The organism is Streptococcus mitis (genome assembly GCF_047462815.1).
GTDB lineage: Bacteria > Bacillota > Bacilli > Lactobacillales > Streptococcaceae > Streptococcus > Streptococcus mitis_DO.
In genome coordinates this window covers 18,301-42,846 of record NZ_JASHFB010000015.1, presented here as the reverse complement: position 1 = coordinate 42,846, position 24,546 = coordinate 18,301, and the positions used below count along the sequence as shown (strand labels likewise).

Here is a 24,546-nt window from a genome sequence, read left to right as displayed (position 1 = left end):
ATATCAGTAAGAGCCCTGAGAGATGATCAGGTAGATAGGTTAGAAGTGGAAGTGTGGCGACACATGTAGCGGACTAATACTAATAGCTCGAGGACTTATCCAAAGTAACTGAGAATATGAAAGCGTAAGGTTTTCTTGATTTGAATAGATATTCAATTTTGAGTAGGTATTACTCAGAGTTAAGTGACGATAGCCTAGGAGATACACCTGTACCCATGCCGAACACAGAAGTTAAGCCCTAGAACGCCGGAAGTAGTTGGGGGTTGCCCCCTGTGAGATATGGAAGTCGCTTAGCTTTATTCCGCCATAGCTCAGTTGGTAGTAGCGCATGACTGTTAATCATGATGTCGTAGGTTCGAGTCCTACTGGCGGAGTAGTTAATTAAAGGAGGTTTTGACCTCTTTTTTGTTATATAATTAATAATCTATCTCGCTTCATTAGGTGCGAGATATTTTTCTTGACGATAGAAGTTTCAGACACCATTATTTTGGCTCTTTGTCAACTGTAGTGGGTTGAAGAAAAGCTGAGATCTAGAAAGGACGAAATTTGTCCTTTCTTTTTTGATATTCAGAGCGATAAAAATTCGTTTTTTGAAGTTTTCAAAGTTCCGAAATCCAAAGGCATTTCGTTTGATAAGTTTAACGAGATTATTGGTCGCTTCCAATTTGGCGTTGGAATAGGGTAATTGAAGAGCGTTGACAATCTTCTCTTTATCCTTGAGAAAGGTTTTAAAGACAGTCTGAAAAAGAGGATGAACCTGCTTAAGATTGTCTTCAATAAGTCCGAAAAATTTGTCAGGCTCTTTATTTTGGAAGTGAAAAAGCAAGAGCTGATAGAGATTATAGTGGTGTCTCAAGTCTTCTGAATAGCTCAAAAGCTTGTCTAGAATCTCTTTATGTGTTAAGTGCATACGAAAAGTAGGGCGATAAAATCGTTTATCACTCAGTTTACGACTATCCTGTTGAATGAGCTTCCAGTAACGTTTGATGGCCTTGTATTCATGGGATTTTCGCTCAAATTGATTCATGATTTGAACACGGACGCGACTCATAGCACGGCTAAGATGTTGTACAATGTGAAATCGATCTAGAACGATTTTAGCGTTAGGAAAAAGTTTTCTGGCAATATCGTAGTAGGGGCTAAACATATCCATCGTAATGATTTTCACCTGACAGCGAGCGGCTCTATCATATTTAAGAAAGTGATTTCGGATGATAGCTTGTGTTCTACCCTAAAGAACAGTGATGATATTGAGCTTTTCAAAGTACTGAGCAATGAAACTCATTTTTCCCTTGGTAAAGGCATACTCGTCCCAGGACATAATCTCAGGAAGTTGGCTAAAGTTATGCTTAAAGTGAAAGTCATTGAGCTTGCGAATGACAGTTGAAGTTGAAATGGAAAGCTGATGGGCAATATCGGTCATAGAAGTTTTTTCAATCAGCTTATGAGCAATTTTTTGGTTGATAATACGAGGGATTTGATGATTTTTCTTTACTAGAGGAGTCTCAGCGACCGCTATTTTCGAGCACTGGTAGCACTTAAAACGGCGTTTTCTAAGGAGGATTCTAGTGGGCATACCAGTCGTTTCGAGGTAAGGAATCTTAGTGTGTACCCCTATTAATGACATCCATAATTTTGATATTAGGGTCTTTAATATCGAGTAATTTTGTGATAAGTTGAAGAACTCTGGAGAAATATTTATTACTATTGAAATAAAACAGGATAATTTATTCAATCATTTATAGGAAATTTTTTATTTTTAGAGATTTAATAGTTTGTTTTTGATATAAGATATTTGTTTCTATTATGTCTATCTTTCTCATTTTTTATTTTGTTGAGGTTGGTATTTTAACAATTCAGGAATTGATAGTGAATGTGTAAAATTTTTTGTTAGAATAAGTTCATAAATAGAAAAAAGGAGTGTAGGCTTATGCTACAAAGTATTTACGATCAGATGACTGATTTCTATGACAGTATCGAAGAAGAGTATGCTACTTTCTTTGGTAATAGTTGGGACTGGGAACATTTTCATTTTAAATTTTTGATTTATTATTTAGTTAGATATGGTATTGGGTGTCGTAGGGATTTTATTGTTTACCATTATCGTGTTGCTTATCGTTTGTATCTTGAAAAGATGATAATGAAACAAGGTTTTATTTCTTGTTGAGATAGTCTGAGTTAATTTCCGAACAAATTTACTTTTTTATAGAAAGATAATAATAAATAGCTAGTTATTTTTCTAAATCATTTTTTAATAGTTGGAAATAGCAAATCTTTCTATTGTTTCTTCTTGATAAAAAGGCGATTTTTTCTTATAATAAATTGTAAGATATAATTGCAGGTGAGATTCCTGCCATGTATGTGAGAAAGGAAGAGCCTGAGGGCTCAGACAAGATTATGACTTCAGTTGTTGTTGTAGGTACCCAATGGGGTGATGAAGGTAAAGGGAAGATTACAGATTTCCTTTCAGCGAATGCAGAAGTGATTGCACGTTACCAGGGTGGTGATAATGCAGGTCACACGATTGTGATCGATGGTAAGAAATTTAAGTTGCACTTGATTCCATCTGGAATTTTCTTCCCTGAAAAAATCTCTGTTATTGGGAATGGTATGGTTGTAAATCCTAAATCTCTTGTAAAAGAGTTGAGCTATCTTCATGAGGAGGGTGTGACAACTGATAACTTGCGTATTTCTGATCGCGCGCATGTTATTTTGCCTTATCATATCGAGTTAGACCGTTTGCAAGAAGAAGCTAAGGGCGACAATAAGATTGGGACTACAATCAAGGGAATTGGTCCAGCTTATATGGACAAGGCTGCTCGTGTTGGAATTCGTATCGCCGATCTTTTGGATAAAGATATTTTCCGTGAGCGTTTAGAACGTAACCTTGCTGAAAAGAATCGTCTTTTTGAAAAATTGTATGACAGTAAAGCGATTGATTTCGATGATATTTTTGAAGAATATTACGAATATGGTCAACAAATCAAGAAATATGTGACAGACACATCTGTCATTTTGAATGATGCGCTTGATAACGGTAAACGTGTGCTTTTTGAAGGTGCACAAGGAGTTATGCTAGATATCGACCAAGGTACTTATCCATTTGTTACGTCATCAAACCCTGTAGCTGGTGGTGTGACAATTGGTTCTGGTGTTGGTCCAAGTAAGATTGAGAAGGTTGTAGGTGTATGTAAAGCCTATACGAGTCGTGTAGGAGACGGTCCTTTCCCAACTGAGTTGTTTGATGAAGTGGGAGAACGTATCCGTGAAGTAGGTCATGAATATGGTACAACAACTGGTCGTCCACGTCGTGTGGGTTGGTTTGACTCAGTTGTGATGCGTCATAGTCGTCGCGTTTCTGGTATTACTAATCTTTCATTGAACTCTATCGATGTTTTGAGTGGTTTAGATACAGTGAAAATCTGTGTGGCCTATGATCTTGATGGTCAACGTATTGACTACTATCCAGCTAGTCTTGAGCAATTGAAACGTTGCAAGCCTATCTATGAAGAGTTGCCAGGTTGGTCAGAAGATATTACTGGAGTTCGTAATTTGGAAGATCTTCCTGAGAATGCGCGTAACTATGTTCGTCGTGTGAGCGAATTGGTTGGCGTTCGTATTTCTACTTTCTCAGTAGGTCCTGGTCGTGAACAAACAAATATTTTAGAAAGTGTTTGGTCGTAAGAGATTTTTAAGATTTGTTTAAGATAGGTCGGGTATACTATAGACAGTTACAAGAAGACCTCCTAACTTGTTGTAACAAATATCCTAAACTTTTCTTTTTCATAATAATCTCCCTATAAAGTCACCGCATTCGGTGGCTTTTTTTGTCTTGGGATTCATGATATAATAATAAAATCGACAAGTAGGAAAAGTGAAATTGATGAATTATACAGTTGAAGAAAAAGAAGTCTTTATGAGAGAGGCATTGAAAGAGGCTGAGATTGCTCTTGAACACGATGAAATTCCAATTGGTTGTGTGATTGTCAAGGACGGAGAAATCATTGGTCGTGGGCATAATGCACGTGAGGAGTTGCAGCGAGCGGTTATGCATGCGGAGATTATGGCCATAGAGAATGCGAACCTGAGTGAGGAGAGCTGGCGCTTGCTGGATTGTACACTTTTTGTGACCATTGAGCCTTGTGTCATGTGTAGTGGGGCGATTGGACTCGCCCGCATTCCAAACGTGGTCTACGGGGCTAAAAACCAGAAATTTGGCGCTGCTGGGAGTTTGTACGATATCTTGACAGATGAGCGTCTCAATCATCGTGTGGAGGTTGAAATGGGAATTTTGGAAGATGAATGTGCAGCTATTATGCAGGACTTTTTTAGAAATAGACGGAAAAAATAATTTTGCTTTTAAAATGAAGAGGAATGTGATATAATAAATAGTGGAGCAACAGTTCTGCGTGAAGCGGGTCAGGGGAGGAATCCAGCAGCCCTAAGCGATTTGAATTGTGTGCTCTTTTTTTCGTGCTTTTTGCGAATAAATAAGATAGAATAATCTAGAATAAATGATAATAGAAAAGAGAAGATGATGAAAATTCGTGGTTTTGAATTGGTTTCGAGTTTTACAGATGAAAATTTATTGCCCAAGCGTGAGACAGCGCATGCGGCTGGTTACGATTTAAAGGTTGCTGTGCGTACGGTTATTGCTCCAGGAGAGATTGTCTTGGTTCCGACAGGAGTTAAGGCTTATATGCAACCGACTGAGGTTCTCTACCTCTATGATCGTTCTTCAAACCCTCGTAAGAAGGGTTTGGTTTTAATTAATTCAGTTGGGGTCATTGATGGGGATTATTATGGAAATCCTGGGAATGAGGGGCATATTTTTGCGCAGATGAAGAATATCACAGATCAAGAAGTTGTTCTTGAAGTTGGAGAACGTGTTGTCCAGGCTGTCTTTGCTCCTTTCTTAATTGCAGATGGAGATGCGGCTGATGGCGTTCGAACTGGTGGATTTGGCTCAACTGGTCACTAGGATGAAAATTATCTTTGTACGTCATGGAGAGCCAGATTATTGTGAGTTAGAGGAGCGTTCTTATACGGGATTTGGGATAGATTTGGCACCCTTGTCTGAGAAGGGACGGCAGCAAGCTCAGGAACTGAGCAAAGATCCTTTCCTCTCTTCAGCAGAAATAATCATATCTTCTGCAGTCACAAGAGCTTTAGAAACGGCTTCTTATGTGGTTTGTGCTACAGGACTTCCTTTGAGAGTGGAGCCTTTATTACATGAATGGCAGGTCTATGAAAGTGGCATAGATAATTTTGAAAAAGCTCGTACTATGTTTTTAGAAAATAATGGGGAGTTGCTCCCAAATTCTCCTGTTCAATATGAGACAGCTGTAGAGATGAAGACTCGTTTTCTAGAATGCATGGCTAAGTATCGGGAGCATCAAACTGTGGTAGTTGTAGCCCATCGAATGCTCATGCGTCAATTTGTGCCAGACGAGAAGATTGATTTTTGCCAAGTAATTGAGTGTGAGTTAGAGATATAGAAAGAGGTTTATCATCGCAAAGAAAAAAGCGACATTTGTATGTCAAAATTGTGGGTATAATTCCCCTAAATATCTGGGACGATGCCCCAACTGTGGGTCTTGGTCTTCTTTTGTAGAAGAGGTTGAGGTTGCCGAGGTAAAGAATGCGCGTGTGTCCTTGACAGGTGAGAAAACCAAGCCTATGAAATTGGCTGAGGTGACTTCAATCAACGTCAATCGAACCAAGACAGAGATGGAGGAATTCAACCGTGTACTTGGAGGTGGAGTGGTCCCAGGAAGTCTCGTCCTCATCGGTGGGGATCCTGGGATTGGGAAATCAACCCTTCTCCTACAAGTTTCGACTCAGCTGTCCCAAGTGGGAACGGTTCTCTACGTCAGTGGGGAGGAGTCTGCCCAGCAGATTAAGCTACGAGCAGAGCGCTTGGGAGATATTGATAGCGAGTTTTATCTCTATGCAGAGACCAATATGCAGAGTGTTCGAGCTGAGGTGGAGCGCATCCAGCCAGACTTCCTCATCATTGACTCTATCCAAACCATTATGTCTCCTGAGATTTCAGGGGTACAGGGATCTGTTTCTCAGGTGCGGGAAGTGACTGCTGAGCTCATGCAGTTGGCTAAGACTAATAATATTGCCATCTTTATCGTGGGCCATGTGACCAAGGAGGGAACCTTGGCTGGGCCTCGAATGTTGGAGCATATGGTGGATACGGTACTTTACTTTGAAGGAGAGCGTCACCACACCTTTCGTATCTTGAGAGCTGTCAAAAACCGTTTTGGCTCTACCAATGAGATTGGGATTTTTGAGATGCAGTCGGGTGGCTTGGTTGAGGTCCTAAATCCGAGTCAAGTTTTCTTAGAAGAGCGTTTGGATGGAGCGACTGGCTCGTCAATTGTTGTGACCATGGAAGGGACGCGTCCGATTTTGGCGGAGGTTCAGGCTTTGGTAACACCAACCATGTTTGGAAATGCCAAGCGTACGACGACAGGGCTTGACTTTAATCGTGCGAGTCTGATTATGGCTGTTTTGGAAAAACGGGCAGGTCTTCTCTTGCAAAATCAGGATGCTTATCTCAAATCTGCTGGTGGTGTCAAATTGGATGAACCTGCCATTGACTTGGCCGTTGCAGTTGCCATTGCTTCGAGTTATAAAGACAAGTCAACTAATCCTCAGGAATGTTTTGTGGGAGAACTGGGCTTGACGGGAGAGATTCGGCGCGTGAATCGTATCGAGCAACGCATCAATGAAGCTGCTAAACTGGGTTTTACTAAGATTTATGTACCTAAGAATTCCTTGACAGGAATCACTCCACCCAAGGAAATTCAGGTCATTGGTGTGACAACGATTCAGGAAGTTTTGAAAAAGGTTTTTGCTTAATCTGTGACAAATCCTCTTAAAAATGATAAGATAGGAGAAATATTTGACTATCAAATTTTCGAGGAGGGAATCATGTCGTATTTTGAACAGTTTATGCAAGCCAATCAGGCTTATGTTGCCCTACATGGGCAGTTAAATCTGCCACTTAAACCCAAAACAAGAGTAGCTATTGTGACCTGCATGGATTCGCGTCTGCACGTTGCGCAAGCTCTAGGTTTGGCACTTGGGGATGCTCATATCTTGCGGAATGCAGGTGGTCGAGTGACTGAGGACATGATTCGTTCGCTAGTTATTTCCCAGCAACAGATGGGAACAAGAGAGATTGTGGTGTTGCACCATACAGACTGTGGTGCCCAGACTTTTGAAAATGGACCTTTTCAGGAGTATCTGAAAGAGGAACTAGGTGTCGATGTGTCAGACCAGGACTTTTTGCCCTTCCAAGATATAGAGGAGAGTGTGCGTGAGGATATGCAACTCCTTATCGAATCTCCCCTAATACCAGAAGATGTCATTATCTCTGGTGCTATTTACGATGTAGATACAGGAAGTATGACAGTTGTAGAATTGTAAATACTTTATTTAGAAAGAAAGTGTATGAAGAAAAACAGTATTTTATTTATTTTTATTTTATTGCTCTGTATTGGTGTACAGTATGAAACCATCTACTATACGGACGGTTCGATGTCAGCTGCGGAATATGGCCTAATGGGAGTTTCTATCTTTCTAGCTCTCTTTTACATGATTCCGGCTCTTTATTTCCTTTTCCGTATTGGGAAAAAATGGGAATTGCCCAAGAATGCCTTGATTTTATCTTTATTGGGTGGGATGTTTCTTTCAGGCTGGTTGTCTAGCTTTGCGAATACCTATATCCATGATTTACTGGGCGTTCTTTTCCCAGATAGTGCCTTTTTAAATGCCTTTGAAAGTGCGATTGTTGCTCCTTTGGTAGAAGAACCGTTGAAATTGTTGCCACTTATTTTTGTTTTGGCTTTGATTCCTGTGCGAAAATTAAAATCATTGTTTTTACTAGGGATTGCTTCTGGTTTGGGATTTCAAATGATTGAGGATATTGGCTACATTCGTACGGATTTGCCAGAGGGATTTGACTTTACTATTTCGAGAATTTTAGAGCGTATCATCTCAGGAATTGCCTCTCACTGGACTTTTTCAGGTCTAGCTGTAGTGGGTGTTTACTTGCTTTACAGAGCCTATAAAGGGCAGAAGGTTGGCAAGAAACAGGGACTTATTTTCCTAGGTTTAGCCTTGGGAACTCACTTCCTATTTAACTCTCCTTTTGTGGAGTTGGAGACAGAGTTGCCACTAGCGATTCCAGTGGTTACGGCTATTACTCTCTATGGTTTTTATCAGGCTTATCGCTTTGTTGAGAAGCACAATGAGTTGATGAACTAGAATATTTTTCAAAAGAATGATGCAAGGGTACAAATATGGTGCCCTTCTTTTATTTTTGATTGAAAAATAGTGCAAAAAGCGCTACAATGGTAGATGGAAAAATCTTGTGAAAAGCACAAGCGATACATATATACCGGAGGAAATCATGTCTTTTTCTGATTTAAAGCTGTTTGCCCTTTCTTCTAATAAAGAATTGGCAGAACGTGTGGCGCAGGAGATTGGGATAGAGTTGGGGAAATCAAGTGTTCGCCAATTTTCAGATGGAGAGATTCAGGTCAACATCGAAGAATCAATCCGTGGGAAGCACGTCTTTATCCTACAATCAACTAGTTCGCCTGTAAATGACAATCTGCTTGAAATTTTGATTATGGTAGATGCTTTGAAGCGTGCGAGTGCAGAATCTGTCAATGTTGTCATGCCTTACTATGGGTATGCACGTCAGGATAGAAAGGCGAGAGCGCGTGAGCCAATCACTTCAAAACTTGTCGCAAATATGCTTGAAGTAGCTGGGGTGGATCGTTTATTGACAATCGACTTGCATGCTGCGCAGATTCAAGGATTCTTTGATATTCCTGTGGATCACTTGATGGGAGCTCCTCTGATTGCGGATTATTTTGAGCGTCGTGGTATGGTTGGTTCTGACTATGTAGTTGTCAGCCCAGACCATGGAGGGGTGACTCGTGCCCGTAAGTTGGCAGAATTTTTGAAAACATCTATCGCTATCATTGACAAACGTCGTAGCGTTGATAAGATGAATACTAGTGAAGTCATGAACATCATCGGTAAGGTTGAAGGTAAGACTTGTATCTTGATTGATGATATGATTGATACCGCTGGAACCATTTGTCACGCGGCAGATGCCCTGGCAGAAGCTGGTGCTGTTGAAGTTTATGCAAGCTGTACGCATCCAGTTCTTTCTGGTCCTGCTATGGACAATATCCAAAAATCAGCTATCAAGAAATTGGTGGTTTTGGATACTATCTACTTGCCAGAAGAGCGTTTGATTGACAAGATTGAGCAAATTTCAATCGCTCATCTATTGGGAGATGCTATCGTGCGTATCCATGAAAAACGCCCACTTTCTCCACTTTTTGGTATTGAGAAAAAGATTTAATGACTAAGCCTGAGATGATTCTCAGGTTTTTTTCGTCTATTTATTCGGAAAAAGTTTGAAAAATACTTGCTCTGGCTCTTCCTAATGGTATTTTTTGGTGCTTTCCTTTATAATGGGTGTATGGATAAGAAAAAATTATTATTGATTGATGGGTCTTCTGTTGCTTTTCGGGCGTTTTTTGCGCTCTATCAGCAGTTGGACCGTTTTAAGAATGCGGCTGGTTTGCATACCAATGCGATTTATGGCTTTCAGTTGATGTTGAGCCATTTGTTGGAGCGGGTTGAGCCGAGTCATATTTTGGTGGCTTTTGATGCGGGAAAGACGACCTTCCGTACAGAGATGTATGCGGACTATAAGGGTGGTCGGGCTAAGACTCCTGATGAGTTTCGTGAGCAATTTCCTTTCATTCGTGAGTTGCTGGATCATATGGGGATTCGCCACTATGAGTTGGCTCAGTATGAGGCGGATGACATCATCGGGACGTTGGATAAGTTAGCTGAGCAGGATGGTTTTGACATTACCATTGTCAGTGGGGATAAGGACTTAATTCAGCTGACGGATGAGCATACGGTGGTTGAGATTTCCAAGAAAGGTGTGGCTGAGTTTGAGGCCTTTACGCCGGACTATCTCATGGAAAAAATGGGTCTCACACCGACTCAGTTTATCGATCTCAAGGCGCTCATGGGTGATAAGTCAGATAATATCCCTGGGGTGACCAAAATTGGTGAAAAGACGGGTATCAAGCTCTTGCTGGAGCATGGCTCACTCGAGGGAATTTATGAAAACATCGATGGGATGAAGGCTTCTAAGATGAAGGAAAATCTTATCAATGATAAGGAACAGGCCTTTTTGTCTAAAACACTAGCAACCATTGATACCAAGGCACCGATTAAGATTGGTTTGGAGGATTTGGTCTATAGTGGTCCAGATGTGGAAAATCTTGGGAAATTCTACGATGAGATGGGTTTTAAACAGCTCAAGCAGGCTTTAAATGTGTCGTCAGCTGATGTGGCTGAAAGTTTGAACTTTACTATCGTTGAGCAAGTCAGTCAAGATATGCTGAGTGAAGAATCTATCTTCCATTTTGAGCTTTTTGGTGAGAATTACCATACGGATGATTTGGTTGGTTTTGCTTGGTCTTGTGGAGATAAGCTCTATGCCACAGACAAGCTTGAGCTGTTGCAAGAGCCTATTTTCAAGGATTTTCTAGAAAAAACACCTTTGAGAGTTTATGACTTTAAGAAAGCTAAAGTTCTCTTGCATCGTTTGGGTGTGGATTTGCAGGCGCCTGCTTTTGATAGCCGTTTGGCTAAATACCTCCTTTCGACTGTGGAGGACAATGAAATTGCGACTATTGCTAGTCTTTATGGTCAGACTTATTTGGTTGATGATGAAACTTTCTACGGTAAGGGGGTTAAGAAGGCTATTCCTGAACGCGAGAAATTCTTGGAACATTTGGCGCGTAAGCTTGCTGTTTTGGTTGAGACTGAGCCTATTTTGCTTGAAAAACTCAGTGAAAATGGGCAATTAGAGCTTCTTTATGATATGGAGCAACCTCTGGCTTTTGTCCTTGCCAAGATGGAAATTGCTGGGATTACGGTCAAGAAAGAGACCTTGCTTGAGATGCAGGCTGAAAATGAGCTTGTTATTGAAAAACTGACTCAGGAGATTTACGAACTGGCTGGTGAGGAGTTTAATATCAACTCGCCTAAGCAGTTGGGCGTGCTTCTCTTTGAAAAATTGGGACTTCCTCTAGAATACACTAAGAAAACCAAGACAGGTTATTCGACTGCGGTGGATGTCTTGGAACGCTTGGCTCCTATTGCTCCGATTGTTAAGAAAATCCTAGACTATCGTCAGATTGCTAAGATTCAATCGACTTATGTGATTGGCTTGCAGGACTGGATTTTGGCTGATGGCAAGATTCATACTCGCTATGTTCAAGATTTGACCCAGACTGGACGTCTGTCTAGTGTGGATCCTAACCTGCAAAATATTCCTGTGCGTTTGGAGCAGGGCCGTCTCATTCGTAAGGCTTTTGTGCCAGAGTGGGAGGATAGTGTACTACTTAGTTCGGACTACTCACAGATTGAATTGCGCGTTTTGGCGCATATCTCTAAGGATGAGCACTTGATTAAGGCCTTCCAAGAGGGGGCAGATATCCATACTTCGACAGCCATGAGGGTCTTTGGCATTGAGCGTCCTGAGGATGTGACTGCAAACGACCGTCGAAATGCCAAAGCAGTTAACTTTGGAGTGGTTTACGGGATTTCAGACTTTGGCTTGTCTAATAATTTGGGCATTAGCCGTAAGGAGGCCAAGACCTACATTGATACCTACTTTGAACGCTTCCCAGGTATTAAAAACTACATGGATGAGGTGGTGCGTGAGGCGCGTGATAAGGGCTATGTGGAGACCCTCTTCAAGCGTCGTCGTGAGTTGCCAGATATCAATTCGCGCAACTTCAATATTCGTGGTTTTGCAGAGCGGACAGCTATCAACTCACCTATCCAGGGGTCGGCGGCAGATATTCTCAAGATTGCTATGATTCAGCTGGATAAAGCCTTGGTTGCAGGTGGTTATCAGACTAAGATGCTCTTACAAGTGCACGATGAAATCGTCCTTGAAGTGCCTAAATCTGAATTGGCAGAGATGAAAAAATTAGTGAAACAAACTATGGAAGAAGCCATTCAACTCAGTGTTCCCCTTATCGCAGATGAAAATGAAGGGGCAACCTGGTATGAGGCTAAATAAAAAGGAGGCTAGTCCTCCTTTTTGTAGTAGAACTATGCAAGCCTTTTCAAAATGTGCTATACTGATGAAAAAGGAGGATTTCTATGAGTCAAGAATTTATCAATCCAAGTGATGGCGTGATTCGTCAGTATCTCGCAACGAGTAAAACCCTTGCTGTGGTGGGCTTGTCAGACCGTGAAGAAACAACTAGCAATCGAGTGACCAAGGAAATGCAGGCTCGGGGTTATAAAATTATCCCTGTCAATCCTAAGGCGGCAGGTGGCGAAATCTTGGGTGAAAAGGCTTATGCTAGCCTCGCTGAGATTCCTTTTCCTGTAGATATTATCAATGTTTACCGTCGCAGCGAGTTTTTGCCTGATGTGGCGCGTGATTTTCTCGAGGCTGATGCCAAGATTTTTTGGGCACAGCTAGGCCTTGAAAGTCTAGAAGCGGAAGAGATTTTGCGTGCTGGTGGATGTGACGATATCGTGATGAATCGTTGCATCAAGAGAGAGCATACACGCTTGATTGAGGAAGCATAAGAAAAAGGTAGCTGGAGGGCTACCTTTTTATTATACTAAATGAAAATTAAAGAGCAAACTAGGAAACTAGCGCAGGTTGCTCAAAACACCGTTTTTGAGGTTGCAGATAGAACTGACGAAGTCAGCTCAAAACACCGTTTTGAGGTTGTAGATAAGACTGACGAAGTCAGTCACATATATACGGCAAGGCGACGTTGACGTGGTTTGAAGAGATTTTCGAAGAGTATTAGAAAATGCCGATAAGGGTCTGCATACCAAGACTAGTGAGGATGATGGCAATCCAGCAGATGGCTCCGAGAACAATGGATTTTCCGCTGGATTTGACCATAGCTACCAAATTGGTTTTGAGTCCGATAGCACTCATGGCCATGATAATAAGGAATTTAGAGAGTTGTTTGAGAGGGGTAAAGAAACTACTGGATACCCCGAGAGAGGTCAGTAGGGTGGTTAGGAGAGATGCAAGGATAAAGTAAAGGATAAAAAGTGGGAAGACTTTTTTCAGTTGCAATCCTTGCTTATTTTTTTGCTCGCGACTTTGCCAGTAGGAGAGAAAGAGAGTGATGGGGATAATAGCTAGGGTGCGTGTGAGTTTGACAATGGTTGCGGATTCGAGGGTATTAGTTTGGTAGAGACTGTCCCAGGCGCTGGCGGTAGCCGTTACAGAGGAAGTATCATTGACCGCAGTTCCTGCAAAGAGGGCGAAGCCTTCATTGGATAGATGAAGCCAGGTACCTAGGGTTGGAAAGATGAGCGCAGCCAAGACATTGAAGAAAAAGATAACGGAGATGGCTTGGGCTACTTCCTTTTCCTTGGCATGGATAACGGGCGCTGTCGCCGCAATGGCAGAGCCCCCACAGATAGAAGACCCCACTCCAATCAAGGTAGCCAGTTTTGTGTCCAGTGCAAAGAAACGCTGGAAGAGGTAGGCAACAATCAAGGCTATTGAAATGGTGGAAAGGATGACAGGGAGTGAAGATTGCCCAACTGCGAAGACTTGCGAGATATTGAGACCAAAACCAAGCAAGATAACGGCATACTGGAGCAATTTCTTGGAACTAAAGGTCAATCCAGCATCCAGTTGTTTATAGGGTGAGAGAAAGGGATGGAGAAGCATGCCTATGAAAATGGCAAAAACGGGCGCGCCAATCACAGGGAAGAATCCTCCTAAGTACCAAGATAGGATGGAAATGAGAAGGCAGGCCAAGATGCCTGCTCCATTTTTTGATAGAAATGACATAAAAACCTCCAAATAGAATCTGTTACCATTATAGACCTGTAAAGAGGAAAAGTAAAATAGAAAGTGGAAAGTTATTCTATCATGTATTTTTGCGGTCGGGGGGCTTTTGTAGTATAATAGAGATACGTTTTTACAGTAGGAGGTATCTATGGACTTAACTAAGCGCTTTAATAAACAGTTAGATAAGATTCAAGTTTCGTTGATTCGTCAGTTTGACCAGGCTATTTCTGAGATTCCTGGGGTCTTGCGTTTGACCTTGGGGGAACCTGATTTTACAACGCCAAATCATGTCAAGGAGGCGGCCAAGCGAGCAATTGATCAGAACCAATCCTACTATACAGGGATGAGTGGTCTGCTAACTTTACGTCAGGCAGCCAGTGATTTTGTTAAGGAAAAGTATCAACTGGACTATGCTCCTGAAAATGAAATCTTGGTTACAATTGGGGCGACAGAGGCTTTATCTGCTACTTTGACGGCTATTTTAGAAGAAGGAGATAAGGTGCTCTTGCCAGCTCCTGCTTATCCGGGTTATGAACCAATTGTCAATCTAGTTGGGGCAGAGGTTGTCGAGATTGATACAACTGAAAATGGTTTTGTCTTGACTCCTGAAATGTTGGAGAAGGCCATTTTGGAGCAAGGTGACAAGCTCAAGGCGGTTATTCTCAACTATCCAGCTAATCCGACAGGAATTACTTATAGTCGGGAGCAGTTGGAGGCTTTAGCAGCTGTTTTACGCAAGTACGAAATTTTTGTTGTCTGTGATGAGGTTTACTCAGAATTGACCTATACAGGGGAAGCCCATGTATCTCTAGGAACCATGTTGAGAGATCAGGCTATCATTATTAATGGTCTATCTAAATCGCATGCTATGACAGGTTGGCGTTTGGGTCTGATTTTCGCTCCTGCGGCCTTCACAGCCCAGTTAATCAAGAGTCACCAGTACTTGGTTACTGCCGCAAATACTATGGCTCAACATGCTGCGGTAGAAGCCTTGACCGCTGGTAAAAACGATGCGGAACCGATGAAGAAGGAATACATCCAGCGTCGAGATTATATTATCGAGAAAATGACTGCTCTTGGATTTGAGATTATCAAACCAGACGGTGCCTTCTATATCTTTGCTAAGATTCCAGCTGGTTACAACCAAGACTCATTTGCCTTTCTCAAGGATTTTGCTCAGAAGAAGGCTGTTGCCTTTATCCCTGGTGCTGCCTTTGGGCGTTATGGAGAAGGTTATGTTCGCCTGTCTTATGCAGCCAGCATGGAGACTATCAAAGAAGCCATGAAACGACTTGAGGAGTATATGAGAGAAGCATGATTCAGTCTATCACGAGTCAAGGCTTGGTGCTTTACAATCGCAATTTTCGGGAGGATGACAAGCTAGTCAAGATTTTTACAGAGCAGGCTGGCAAGCGCATGTTTTTCGTCAAACATGCTGGTCAATCCAAACTGGCACCTGTTATTCAGCCCTTGGTGCTGGCTCGATTTCTCTTACGAATCAATGATGACGGGCTTAGTTACATTGAAGACTATCATGAGGTGATGACTTTTCCCAAGATTAATAGCGATCTCTTTGTCATGGCTTATGCGACCTACGTGGCAGCTCTTGCCGATGCTAGTTTGCAGGATAATCAGCAGGATGCTGCCTTGTTTGTTTTTTTACAAAAGACTTTGGAGTTGATGGAAGCAGGCTTGGATTATCAGGTCTTGACCAATATTTTTGAAATCCAAATCTTGACCAGATTTGGAATTAGCCTCAATTTTAATGAGTGTGTCTTCTGCCATCGGGTCGGTCAGGCTTTTGACTTTTCTTTCAAATATGGAGCCTGCCTCTGTCCAGATCATTATCATGAAGATGAGAGACGTTGCCATCTCAATCCCAATATCCCCTATCTGCTCAATCAATTTCAAGCCATTGATTTTGAGACCTTGGAGACCATTTCGCTCAAGTCTGAAATCAAGCAAGAACTACGCCAATTTATGGATCAACTCTACGAAGAGTACGTTGGGATTCACCTAAAATCAAAGAAATTTATTGATTCCCTAGCAGACTGGGGACAATTACTAAAAGAGGAAAAGAAATGAAAAAAATCGCAGTAGATGCCATGGGAGGCGATTACGCACCTCAGGCCATCGTTGAGGGTGTCAATCAAGCCCTTGCTGACTTTTCAGATATTGAGGTTCAACTCTACGGAGATGAAGCTAAAATCAAGCAATATCTGACAGCGACAGAACGCGTCAGCATTATCCATACGGATGAGAAGATTGATTCAGACGATGAACCTACGAGAGCTATTCGGAAGAAGAAAAATGCCAGTATGGTCTTGGCGGCCAAGGCTGTCAAAGAGGGTGAAGCAGATGCTGTCCTATCGGCTGGGAATACAGGTGCTTTACTAGCAGCAGGATTTTTCATCGTGGGTCGTATCAAGAACATCGATCGTCCTGGACTTATGTCAACATTGCCGACTGTAGATGGGAGAGGTTTTGACATGCTAGACCTCGGTGCTAATGCGGAAAATACAGCCCAGCACCTCCATCAATACGCGGTTCTAGGGTCTTTCTATGCTAAAAATGTTCGTGGCATTACGCAACCACGCGTTGGCTTGCTCAATAACGGAACAGAGAGTAGTAAGGGCGACCCGCTTCGTAAGGAAACCTATGAATTACTAGTGACTGATGAAAGTTTAAACTTTATCGGAAACGTGGAAGCGCGTGATTTGATGAATGGCGTTGCGGATGTTGTCGTGGCAGATGGTTTCACGGGAAACGCTGTGCTCAAATCCATTGAAGGGACAGCTATGGGAATCATGGGCTTGCTCAAGACCGCTATTACAGGTGGAGGTCTTCGAGCGAAACTAGGCGCCCTCCTTCTAAAGGATAGCCTCAGAGGTTTGAAAAAACAGCTCAACTATTCAGATGTTGGTGGAGCGGTCTTGTTTGGTGTCAAGGCACCGGTTGTCAAGACTCATGGCTCAAGCGATGCCAAGGCTGTTTATAGTACGATTCGCCAGATTCGTACCATGCTAGAAACAGACGTAGTTGCCCAGACTGCGCGTGAATTTTCAGGAGAATAAAAGAGATGACAGAAAAAGAAATTTTTGACCGTATTGTGACCATTATCCAAGAGCGACAGGGAGAGGACTTTGTCGTGACAGAATCCTTGAGTCTGAAAGACGACTTGGATGCTGACTCAGTTGACTTGATGGAGTTTATCTTGACGCTGGAAGATGAATTTAATATCGAAATCAGCGATGAGGAAATTGACCAACTCCAAAGTGTAGGAGATGTGGTAGAAGTCGTCAAAAGTAAAGAATAGTAAGAAGCAACATGCAAGTCGTGTTGCTTTTTTATTGTCAGGAAAAATAAAAAATTTAGAACTTTTAGTGGGAATTACGAATAGATAAGGAAGAAAAAGGAGGAATATTTATGTATCTACCAATCTTGTATCCGTGGTTCATTAAATTATTTTTGAAATAAAATTTAATTTAGTTGTACATTTTCGAATTGTTTTTCGAATAGATAAGTAAGAGGAAAAAGAAAGGAGTCTGGTTTATGTATCTACCAATCTTGTATCCGTGGTTCATTAAGTTATTTTTTAAATAAAATTTGATTTGGTTGTTTATTTTCGAATTCTTTTTCGAATAAATAAGTAAGAGGAAACAGAAAGGAGCCTAGTTCATGTATCTACCAATTTTTTATCCGTGGTTTACTAAATTATTTTTCAAATAAAATTTAATTTAGTTGTACATTTTCGAATTGTTTTTCGAATAGATAAGTAAGAGGAAACAGAAAGGAGCCTGGTTTATGTATCTACCAATCTTGTATCCGTGGTTCATTAAATTATTTTTTAAATAAAATTTAATTTAGTTGTACATTTTCGAATTCTTTTTCGAATAGATAAGTAAGAGGAAAAGGAAAGGAGCCTGATTTATGTATCTACCAATCTTGTATCCGTGGTTTTTTAAATTATTTTTTAAATAAAATTTAATTTAGTTGTACATTTTCGAAATTTTTTTCGAATAGATAAGTAAGAGGAAAAGGAAAGGAGCCTGGTTTATGTATCTACCAATCTTGTATCCGTGGTTTACTAAATTATTTTTCAAATAAATTTAATTAGTTGTACATTTTCGAAAATTTTTTTCGAATAGATAGGTAAGAGGGAAAAGAAAGGAGATTAGAAATGATTATTTCAGCTATTTATCCAATCTGGCTATTTAAGTGGCTTAGAGGATAAACGTTAAACATATAAGAACATATACAAATTGAGGAGAAAAAAGATGATAAATTTTGACAAAATGGAACAGAACTTTGTAGCTCTTACAGAAGAAGAGTTGATGAATGTAGATGGGGGGATTGCACCACTAGTAGTTGCGTTTGGAGTAGCTGCGTTTAAAGGTTTTTCTGTAACAGGAGGGGCTATTATACTAGGAGCAGGTCTTTATCAAGTTGGAAAAAATCTAAAATAAAACTTTGGGTAAGTTTTATGAATAGAATATTAAAAAAAATATATGTAGGATCTGCTTTAACAGCTTACAGCATATTATTAATTTATTCTCTATTTAATTTAGAAAAGGTATCGTTGGAGAGCTGTATTTTGTTAGTAGCATTGACATACTATATTAATAAAAAAGAAATATTTAAATTAAAAGTAAATAAGAATAAGGAGAACTTAAAATGAATATTTTAGTAAATGATCATCAGTTTACAGCAATGACAGAAAAAGAACTAGCAACAGTTGATGGAGGAGTACTTCCTGCAGCGGTAGTAGCAGTTCCAGTAGGAATCAAGGTTGCAGGGTATGTTGTCGGTGGTTTATCCGCTGTAGGGCTAGCTGCATGGGGTTACTTCAGATAAGATAAAACACTGTGAAGAAATCAATGAATTTTTCAAACGAATTTGCGGCTATTATTATATCAGCTTCAGGGATGGTAGGTTTATTAGTGGGACTCACTATTGGCTTAGCTAGTATTATTTAAAGAGGGGTATAACATGCAAAATTTGAATCAATTTGAAATCGTAGAGCAAAGTAAATAAGTTGAAGTAGGTTTATTGATTGTTATCGAAGGATTATTACTTCCTGCTGGAGGAGCAGCTTTGGGGTATTATGCGAATAGACCATAATCTGATTGTAGTCAGAGAGGAATTTCTATGTTTTTAAAAAAATTCGTTAAATCAGTATTGAAAATTTTGCCTGAAATCATGGTATTACTTAGTTCAATGTCTTATATAATCATCAGATTAGTAGCTGACATAAATAAAGTATCTTTACCTACTTGGTTTGATAATCTTAATATACCCACGGTTGCATTATTTATGATGGTCTTCATTCTTTTATACAGAAGTAAAGAAAAAAGAATAGATAAATTTGAAGCAGTAGACGCTCTATAGGGAATAGGTGTTTTATAGTAACGAATCAAAAAAGGAGTAACTATGAATCGTAATTTAGAACGGTGTTATCTATTCTGACTATGAATAGATCATACCAGAGGTGGCTTAGAAATAACAGGGACATTAGAAATTGAAGTAATAAATAGGATGTCGTAAAGGTTACTATCAATGATTTATTTGTCCCAAGCTTGCCTAGGGTGTCAGAAAAAAATCATTTTCCTTTCAATAGCATATTTTTAGTAGGTAGGACGTTTGTTCTGCCTATTTTTTGCCAAAAGTGCAGTTGAGGTGTTTATTTGGAGTTTTACATATATTTTTGATAAAATAGGTATAGAAATTAGGAGAGCTGAAGAAAAGAAATGAAGAAGGTTTTAGGATATTTTTTAGTATTTGTTTTTCTATTTTTGATGAATATTTTCATCTTTAAGATACTAGCAACTCGGGGATTTCAGCTGACAATGAGTGAAAAGAGTTATATTGTACCACCGCTGTTTTCGATTATCGTTTTATATATGATTGACAAAAGAATTAGGCAGAAAAAGAAATAAATATATATTTTAGGCATGACTTTTGTTCTGCCTATTTTTTTATCCAAAAAGTACAGTTGGGAGGGGGATAGGCGCATTTGGGGAGGAAGTCCAGATTTTGTTTGGGGATTGGGGTAAGATAGTTATTATCAGATGAGTTTATACTCTTCGAAAATCAAATTCAAACCACGTCAACGTCGCCTTGCCGTATATATGTGACTGACTTCGTCAGTCCTATCTACAACCTCAAAACAGTGTTTTGAGCAGCCTGCGGCTAGTTTACTCTTTGATTTTCATTTAGTATTAGAAAAAGGAGATGAATATGAAATTTGGGAAACGTCACTATCGTCCGCAGGTGGATCAGATGGACTGCGGTGTAGCTTCATTAGCCATGGTTTTTGGCTACTATGGTAGTTACTATTCTTTAGCTCACTTGCGAGAATTGGCCAAGACGACCATGGATGGGACGACGGCTTTGGGCTTGGTCAAGGTGGCAGAGGAGATTGGCTTTGAGACGCGAGCGATTAAGGCGGATATGACGCTTTTTGACTTGCCAGATTTGACTTTTCCTTTTGTTGCTCATGTGCTTAAGGAAGGAAAATTGCTCCACTACTATGTGGTGACTGGGCAGGATAAGGATAGCATTCATATTGCCGATCCAGATCCTGGGGTGAAATTGACCAAACTGCCACGTGAGCGTTTTGCGGAAGAATGGACAGGAGTGACTCTTTTTATGGCACCTAGTCCAGACTACAAGCCTCATAAGGATCAAAAGAATGGCCTGCTCTCTTTTATCCCTATATTAGTGAAGCAGCGTGGCTTGATTGCTAATATCGTTTTAGCGACACTCTTGGTAACCTTGATTAACATTGTGGGTTCTTATTATCTGCAGTCTATCATTGATACCTATGTGCCAGATCAGATGCGTTCGACGCTGGGGATTATTTCTATTGGGCTGGTTATTGTCTACATCCTTCAGCAGGTCTTGTCTTATGCTCAGGAGTATCTCTTGCTTGTTTTGGGGCAACGCTTGTCGATTGATGTGATTTTGTCCTACATCAAGCATGTTTTTCACCTGCCTATGTCCTTTTTTGCGACACGCAGAACAGGGGAAATCGTATCTCGTTTTACAGATGCTAATAGTATCATCGATGCGCTGGCTTCGACCATTCTTTCGATTTTCCTAGATGTGTCAACGGTTGTCATTATTTCTCTTGTTTTATTTTCACAAAATACCAATCTCTTTTTTATGACTTTATTGGCACTTCCTATCTATACAGTGATTATCTTTGCCTTTATGAAGCCGTTTGAAAAGATGAATCGGGATACCATGGAAGCCAATGCGGTTCTGTCTTCTTCTATCATTGAGGACATCAACGGTATTGAGACAATCAAGTCTTTGACCAGTGAAAGTCAGCGTTATCAAAAGATTGACAAGGAATTTGTGGATTATCTGAAAAAATCCTTTACCTATAGTCGGGCAGAGAGTCAACAAAAGGCTCTGAAAAAAGTTGCCCATCTCTTGCTCAATGTCGGCATTCTCTGGATGGGGGCTGTTCTGGTCATGGATGGCAAGATGAGTTTGGGGCAGTTGATTACCTATAATACCTTGCTGGTTTACTTTACCAATCCTTTGGAAAATATCATCAACCTGCAAACCAAGCTTCAGACAGCGCAGGTTGCCAATAACCGTCTGAATGAGGTTTATCTGGTAGCTTCTGAGTTTGAGGAGAAGAAAACAGTTGAGGATTTGAGCTTGATGAAGGGAGATATGGGCTTCAAGCAGGTTTACTATAAGTATGGCTATGGTCGAGACGTCTTGTCGGATATCAATTTGACCATTCCCCAAGGTTCTAAGGTGGCTTTTGTGGGAATTTCAGGCTCAGGTAAGACGACCTTGGCCAAGATGATGGTTAATTTTTACGACCCAAGTCAGGGAGAGATTAGTCTGGGTGGTGTCAATCTAAATCAGATTGATAAAAAAGCCTTGCGCCAGTATATCAACTATCTGCCTCAACAGCCCTATGTCTTTAACGGAACGATTTTGGAGAATCTTCTTTTGGGAGCCAAGGAGGGGACGACTCAGGAGGATATCTTACGGGCGGTCGAATTGGCAGAGATTCGGGAGGATATCGAGCGCATGCCACTGAATTACCAGACCGAATTGACTTCGGATGGGGCAGGGATTTCAGGTGGTCAACGGCAGAGAATCGCTCTGGCGCGTGCTCTCTTGACAGATGCGCCGGTCTTGATTTTGGATGAAGCGACCAGCAGTTTGGATATTTTGACAGAGAAGCGAATTGTAGATAATCTCATGGCTTTAGATAAGACCTTGATTTTCATCGCCCACCGCTTGACCATTGCTGAGCGGACAGAGAAGGTGGTTGTCTTGGATCAGGGCAAGATTGTTGAAGAAGGAAAGCATGCTGATTTGCTTGCACGGGGTGGATTTTACGCCCATTTGGTGAATAGCTAGAAAGAGGAGAGGATGAAACCAGAATTTTTAGAAAGTGCGGAGTTTTATAATCGTCGTTACCATAATTTTTCCAGTCGGGTGATTGTCCCCATGTCCCTTCTGCTCGTGTTTTTGCTTGGATTTGCAACATTTGCAGAGAAGGAGATGAGTTTGTCTACTAGAGCTACTGTTGAGCCTAGTCGAATCCTTGCAAATATCCAGTCAACTAGCAACAATCGTATGCTTGTCAATCATCTGGAAGAAAATAAGTTGGTTAAGAAGGGGGATTTGTTGGTTCAATATCAGGAAGGGGCAGAGGGTGTCCAAGCGGAGTCTTATGCCAGTCAGTTGGACATGCTCAAGGATCAAAAAAAGCAATTGGAGTATTTGCAAAAGAGCCTGCAAGAAGGGGAGAACCACTTTCCAGAGGAGGATAAGTTTGGCTACCAAGCCACCTTTCGCGACTACATCAGTCAAGCAGGCAGTCTTAGGGCTAGTACATCGCAACAAAATGAGACTATCGCATCCCAGAATGCAGCAGCTAGCCAAACCCAAGCCGAAATCGGCAACCTCATCAGCCAAACAGAGGCTAAAATTCGCGATTACCAGACAGCTAAGTCAGCTATTGAAACAGGTGCTTCCTTGGCTAGTCAGAATCTAGCCTATTCTCTCTACCAGTCCTACAAGTCTCAGGGGGAGGAAAATCCGCAAGCTAAGGCACAAGCAGTTGCGCAGGTTGAAGCACAGCTTTCTCAGTTAGAATCTAGTCTTGCTACTTACCGTGTCCAGTATGCAGGTTCAGGTACCCAGCAAGCCTATGCGTCAGGCTTAAGCAGTCAATTGGAATCTCTCAAATCCCAACACTTGGCAAAGGTTGGTCAGGAATTGACCCTTCTAGACCAGAAAATCTTGGAGGCAGAGTCAGGCAAGAAGGTACAGGGAAATCTTTTAGACAAGGGTAAAATTACGGCGAGTGAGGATGGGGTGCTTCACCTTAATCCTGAGACTAGTGATTCTACTATGGTAGCAGAAGGTGCCTTACTAGCCCAACTTTATCCGTCCTTGGAAAAAGAAGGGAAAGCCAAACTTACAGCTTATCTAAGTTCAAAAGATGTAGCAAGGATCAAGGTCGGTGATTCTGTTCGCTATACGACGACTCATGATGCCAAGAATCAAATTTTCCTAGATTCTACTATTACCAGCATCGATGCGACAGCTACTAAGACTGAGAAAGGGAATTTCTTTAAAATTGAGGCGGAGACTAATCTAACTTCTGAGCAGGCTGAAAAACTTCGGTACGGGGTGGAAGGTCGCCTGCAGATGATTACAGGTAAGAAAAGTTACCTGAGTTATTATTTGGATCAATTTTTGAATAAAGACTAATGTTCGCGTTTTTAGAATTAAATGATTTTAAAACTGTGAGAAAGATTCTTCTTGCGGTTTTTTCTTTATGATTTTTAAGATCGCTACGTTATTTATTCGGTTAAATTCTTGTAATTTTAGGTTTTTTATGGTAGAATGTGCTCAAGTAATACGAAAGGCGAACTTTAAAATGTCAAAACAATTGATCTATTCGGGAAAAGCTAAAGATATCTATACAACTGAGGATGAAAATCTTATTATTTCAACTTACAAGGACCAGGCGACTGCTTTCAATGGTGTTAAGAAGGAGCAGATTGCTGGTAAGGGAGTGTTGAATAATCAGATTTCATCTTTTATTTTTGAGAAATTAAATGCGGCTGGTGTGGCGACTCACTTTGTGGAGAAACTTTCAGATACAGAACAACTCAATAAAAAGGTTGAAATCATTCCTTTGGAAGTCGTGCTACGCAACTACACGGCTGGTTCCTTTTCAAAACGTTTTGGTGTAGATGAAGGAATCGCATTTGAGACTCCGATTGTTGAATTTTACTACAAAAATGATGATTTGGATGACCCATTTATCAATGACGAGCATGTGAAATTCCTACAGATTGCGGATGACCAGCAAATCGCCTACTTGAAGGAAGAAACTCGTCGAATCAATGAACTCTTGAAAGTCTGGTTTGCTGAGATTGGGCTTAAGTTGATTGACTTTAAGCTAGAGTTCGGTTTTGATAAGGATGGCAAGATTATCTTGGCAGACGAATTTTCACCAGATAACTGCCGCTTGTGGGATGCGGATGGTAACCACATGGATAAGGATGTTTTCCGTAGAGGATTGGGAGAACTAACCGACGTTTATGAGATTGTTTGGGAAAAGTTACAGGGGTTGAAATAACAACCTA

At 40.9% G+C, this 24,546-nt stretch carries 23 protein-coding genes, 1 tRNA gene, 2 rRNA genes, 1 other RNA gene and 1 pseudogene; 26 read left to right on the top strand and 2 right to left on the bottom strand.

Annotated features, from left to right (window positions below; translation table 11 throughout):
* The 3 genes from QM865_RS08360 to QM865_RS08350 form a co-directional block, all read left to right on the top strand.
* Nucleotides 1-103 (top strand): 23S ribosomal RNA (locus tag QM865_RS08360); the annotation flags it as partial.
* 76 nt (nucleotides 104-179) lie between these two features.
* A 5S ribosomal RNA gene (gene rrf, locus QM865_RS08355) occupies nucleotides 180-295 on the top strand.
* 5 nt (nucleotides 296-300) lie between these two features.
* Nucleotides 301-374 (top strand) — tRNA-Asn (locus QM865_RS08350).
* Nucleotides 375-472: 98 nt separating this feature from the next.
* Here QM865_RS08350 and QM865_RS08345 read toward each other — a convergent pair.
* Nucleotides 473-1,631: pseudogene (locus QM865_RS08345) on the bottom strand (ISL3 family transposase).
* A 299-nt stretch (nucleotides 1,632-1,930) separates the two neighbouring features.
* Here QM865_RS08345 and comW point away from each other — a divergent pair.
* From comW to QM865_RS08285, 12 genes are all read left to right on the top strand, one after another.
* Complete coding sequence (comW, locus tag QM865_RS08340; RefSeq protein WP_414306437.1) at nucleotides 1,931-2,167, top strand: sigma(X)-activator ComW; 237 nt, start codon at nucleotides 1,931-1,933, stop codon at nucleotides 2,165-2,167.
* Between the two features lie 230 nt (nucleotides 2,168-2,397).
* Nucleotides 2,398-3,684: an adenylosuccinate synthase gene (locus tag QM865_RS08335; protein WP_414306440.1), complete on the top strand. Its 1,287-nt coding sequence runs from the start codon at nucleotides 2,398-2,400 to the stop codon at nucleotides 3,682-3,684.
* Nucleotides 3,685-3,883: 199 nt separating this feature from the next.
* A complete protein-coding gene (gene tadA / locus QM865_RS08330; protein ID WP_261071466.1) occupies nucleotides 3,884-4,351 on the top strand; it encodes a tRNA adenosine(34) deaminase TadA in 468 nt (155 codons plus the stop codon).
* Nucleotides 4,352-4,383: 32 nt separating this feature from the next.
* Nucleotides 4,384-4,481: signal recognition particle sRNA small type (gene ffs, locus QM865_RS08325), an RNA gene on the top strand.
* Between the two features lie 56 nt (nucleotides 4,482-4,537).
* Nucleotides 4,538-4,981 (top strand): dUTP diphosphatase, encoded by a 444-nt coding sequence (locus QM865_RS08320; protein ID WP_000701987.1) that lies wholly within the window; start codon nucleotides 4,538-4,540, stop codon nucleotides 4,979-4,981.
* Nucleotides 4,941-5,498: a histidine phosphatase family protein gene (locus QM865_RS08315; RefSeq protein WP_414306436.1), complete on the top strand. Its 558-nt coding sequence runs from the start codon at nucleotides 4,941-4,943 to the stop codon at nucleotides 5,496-5,498. Before QM865_RS08320 ends, QM865_RS08315 begins: the two co-directional genes overlap by 41 nt.
* Nucleotides 5,499-5,511: 13 nt before the next feature.
* Nucleotides 5,512-6,873 carry a DNA repair protein RadA gene (radA, locus tag QM865_RS08310; RefSeq protein WP_414306439.1) on the top strand — a complete coding sequence of 454 codons (1,362 nt, stop codon included), beginning with the start codon at nucleotides 5,512-5,514 and terminating at the stop codon, nucleotides 6,871-6,873.
* 72 nt (nucleotides 6,874-6,945) lie between these two features.
* Complete coding sequence (locus tag QM865_RS08305) at nucleotides 6,946-7,443, top strand: beta-class carbonic anhydrase (protein ID WP_414306435.1); 498 nt, start codon at nucleotides 6,946-6,948, stop codon at nucleotides 7,441-7,443.
* Nucleotides 7,444-7,467: 24 nt separating this feature from the next.
* Complete coding sequence (locus QM865_RS08300; RefSeq protein ID WP_414306434.1) at nucleotides 7,468-8,283, top strand: PrsW family intramembrane metalloprotease; 816 nt, start codon at nucleotides 7,468-7,470, stop codon at nucleotides 8,281-8,283.
* Between the two features lie 145 nt (nucleotides 8,284-8,428).
* On the top strand, nucleotides 8,429-9,397 hold the full coding sequence (locus tag QM865_RS08295; protein WP_033680978.1) for a ribose-phosphate diphosphokinase: 969 nt from the start codon (nucleotides 8,429-8,431) through the stop codon (nucleotides 9,395-9,397).
* A 120-nt stretch (nucleotides 9,398-9,517) separates the two neighbouring features.
* Nucleotides 9,518-12,151, top strand: coding sequence for a DNA polymerase I (polA, locus tag QM865_RS08290; protein WP_261202832.1), 2,634 nt, complete (start codon nucleotides 9,518-9,520; stop codon nucleotides 12,149-12,151).
* A gap of 83 nt (nucleotides 12,152-12,234) precedes the next feature.
* Nucleotides 12,235-12,672, top strand: a complete 438-nt coding sequence (locus QM865_RS08285; protein WP_101782690.1) for a CoA-binding protein — start codon at nucleotides 12,235-12,237, stop codon at nucleotides 12,670-12,672.
* A gap of 226 nt (nucleotides 12,673-12,898) precedes the next feature.
* Here the strand turns inward: QM865_RS08285 and QM865_RS08280 are convergent, their stop codons facing one another.
* Entirely contained in the window at nucleotides 12,899-13,909 is a 1,011-nt protein-coding gene (locus QM865_RS08280; RefSeq protein ID WP_000009136.1) for a YeiH family protein, read from the bottom strand.
* A gap of 148 nt (nucleotides 13,910-14,057) precedes the next feature.
* Between QM865_RS08280 and QM865_RS08275 the strand changes: the two genes are divergently transcribed.
* The 11 genes from QM865_RS08275 to purC all read left to right on the top strand — a co-directional run bounded on the left by QM865_RS08275 (nucleotide 14,058) and on the right by purC (nucleotide 24,539).
* Nucleotides 14,058-15,227, top strand: coding sequence for a pyridoxal phosphate-dependent aminotransferase (locus QM865_RS08275; protein ID WP_101782692.1), 1,170 nt, complete (start codon nucleotides 14,058-14,060; stop codon nucleotides 15,225-15,227).
* Complete coding sequence (gene recO / locus QM865_RS08270; protein WP_414306433.1) at nucleotides 15,224-15,994, top strand: DNA repair protein RecO; 771 nt, start codon at nucleotides 15,224-15,226, stop codon at nucleotides 15,992-15,994. The genes QM865_RS08275 and recO overlap by 4 nt, the downstream gene beginning before the upstream one ends.
* Nucleotides 15,991-16,983: a phosphate acyltransferase PlsX gene (plsX, locus tag QM865_RS08265; RefSeq protein ID WP_261127562.1), complete on the top strand. Its 993-nt coding sequence runs from the start codon at nucleotides 15,991-15,993 to the stop codon at nucleotides 16,981-16,983. The genes recO and plsX overlap by 4 nt, the downstream gene beginning before the upstream one ends.
* 5 nt (nucleotides 16,984-16,988) lie before the next feature.
* The gene (locus QM865_RS08260) at nucleotides 16,989-17,225 is read left to right on the top strand and encodes an acyl carrier protein (RefSeq protein WP_000136444.1); all 237 of its coding nucleotides are present in this window, start codon (nucleotides 16,989-16,991) and stop codon (nucleotides 17,223-17,225) included.
* Nucleotides 17,226-18,186: 961 nt separating this feature from the next.
* The gene (locus tag QM865_RS08255; RefSeq protein WP_261088201.1) at nucleotides 18,187-18,375 is read left to right on the top strand and encodes a class IIb bacteriocin, lactobin A/cerein 7B family; all 189 of its coding nucleotides are present in this window, start codon (nucleotides 18,187-18,189) and stop codon (nucleotides 18,373-18,375) included.
* Between the two features lie 208 nt (nucleotides 18,376-18,583).
* The gene (locus QM865_RS08250) at nucleotides 18,584-18,763 is read left to right on the top strand and encodes a Blp family class II bacteriocin (RefSeq protein WP_001024119.1); all 180 of its coding nucleotides are present in this window, start codon (nucleotides 18,584-18,586) and stop codon (nucleotides 18,761-18,763) included.
* 294 nt (nucleotides 18,764-19,057) lie between these two features.
* A complete protein-coding gene (locus QM865_RS08245) occupies nucleotides 19,058-19,297 on the top strand; it encodes a bacteriocin immunity protein (RefSeq protein WP_414306432.1) in 240 nt (79 codons plus the stop codon).
* 359 nt (nucleotides 19,298-19,656) lie between these two features.
* Complete coding sequence (locus tag QM865_RS08240; RefSeq protein WP_414306431.1) at nucleotides 19,657-19,845, top strand: hypothetical protein; 189 nt, start codon at nucleotides 19,657-19,659, stop codon at nucleotides 19,843-19,845.
* 301 nt (nucleotides 19,846-20,146) lie between these two features.
* Nucleotides 20,147-22,300, top strand: a complete 2,154-nt coding sequence (comA, locus tag QM865_RS08235; RefSeq protein WP_414306430.1) for a peptide cleavage/export ABC transporter ComA — start codon at nucleotides 20,147-20,149, stop codon at nucleotides 22,298-22,300.
* Nucleotides 22,301-22,312: 12 nt separating this feature from the next.
* Nucleotides 22,313-23,662: a competence pheromone export protein ComB gene (gene comB, locus QM865_RS08230; protein ID WP_414306429.1), complete on the top strand. Its 1,350-nt coding sequence runs from the start codon at nucleotides 22,313-22,315 to the stop codon at nucleotides 23,660-23,662.
* Nucleotides 23,663-23,831: 169 nt separating this feature from the next.
* Nucleotides 23,832-24,539 carry a phosphoribosylaminoimidazolesuccinocarboxamide synthase gene (purC, locus tag QM865_RS08225; RefSeq protein ID WP_261203691.1) on the top strand — a complete coding sequence of 236 codons (708 nt, stop codon included), beginning with the start codon at nucleotides 23,832-23,834 and terminating at the stop codon, nucleotides 24,537-24,539.
* The last annotated feature ends 7 nt before the right edge of the window (nucleotides 24,540-24,546 follow it).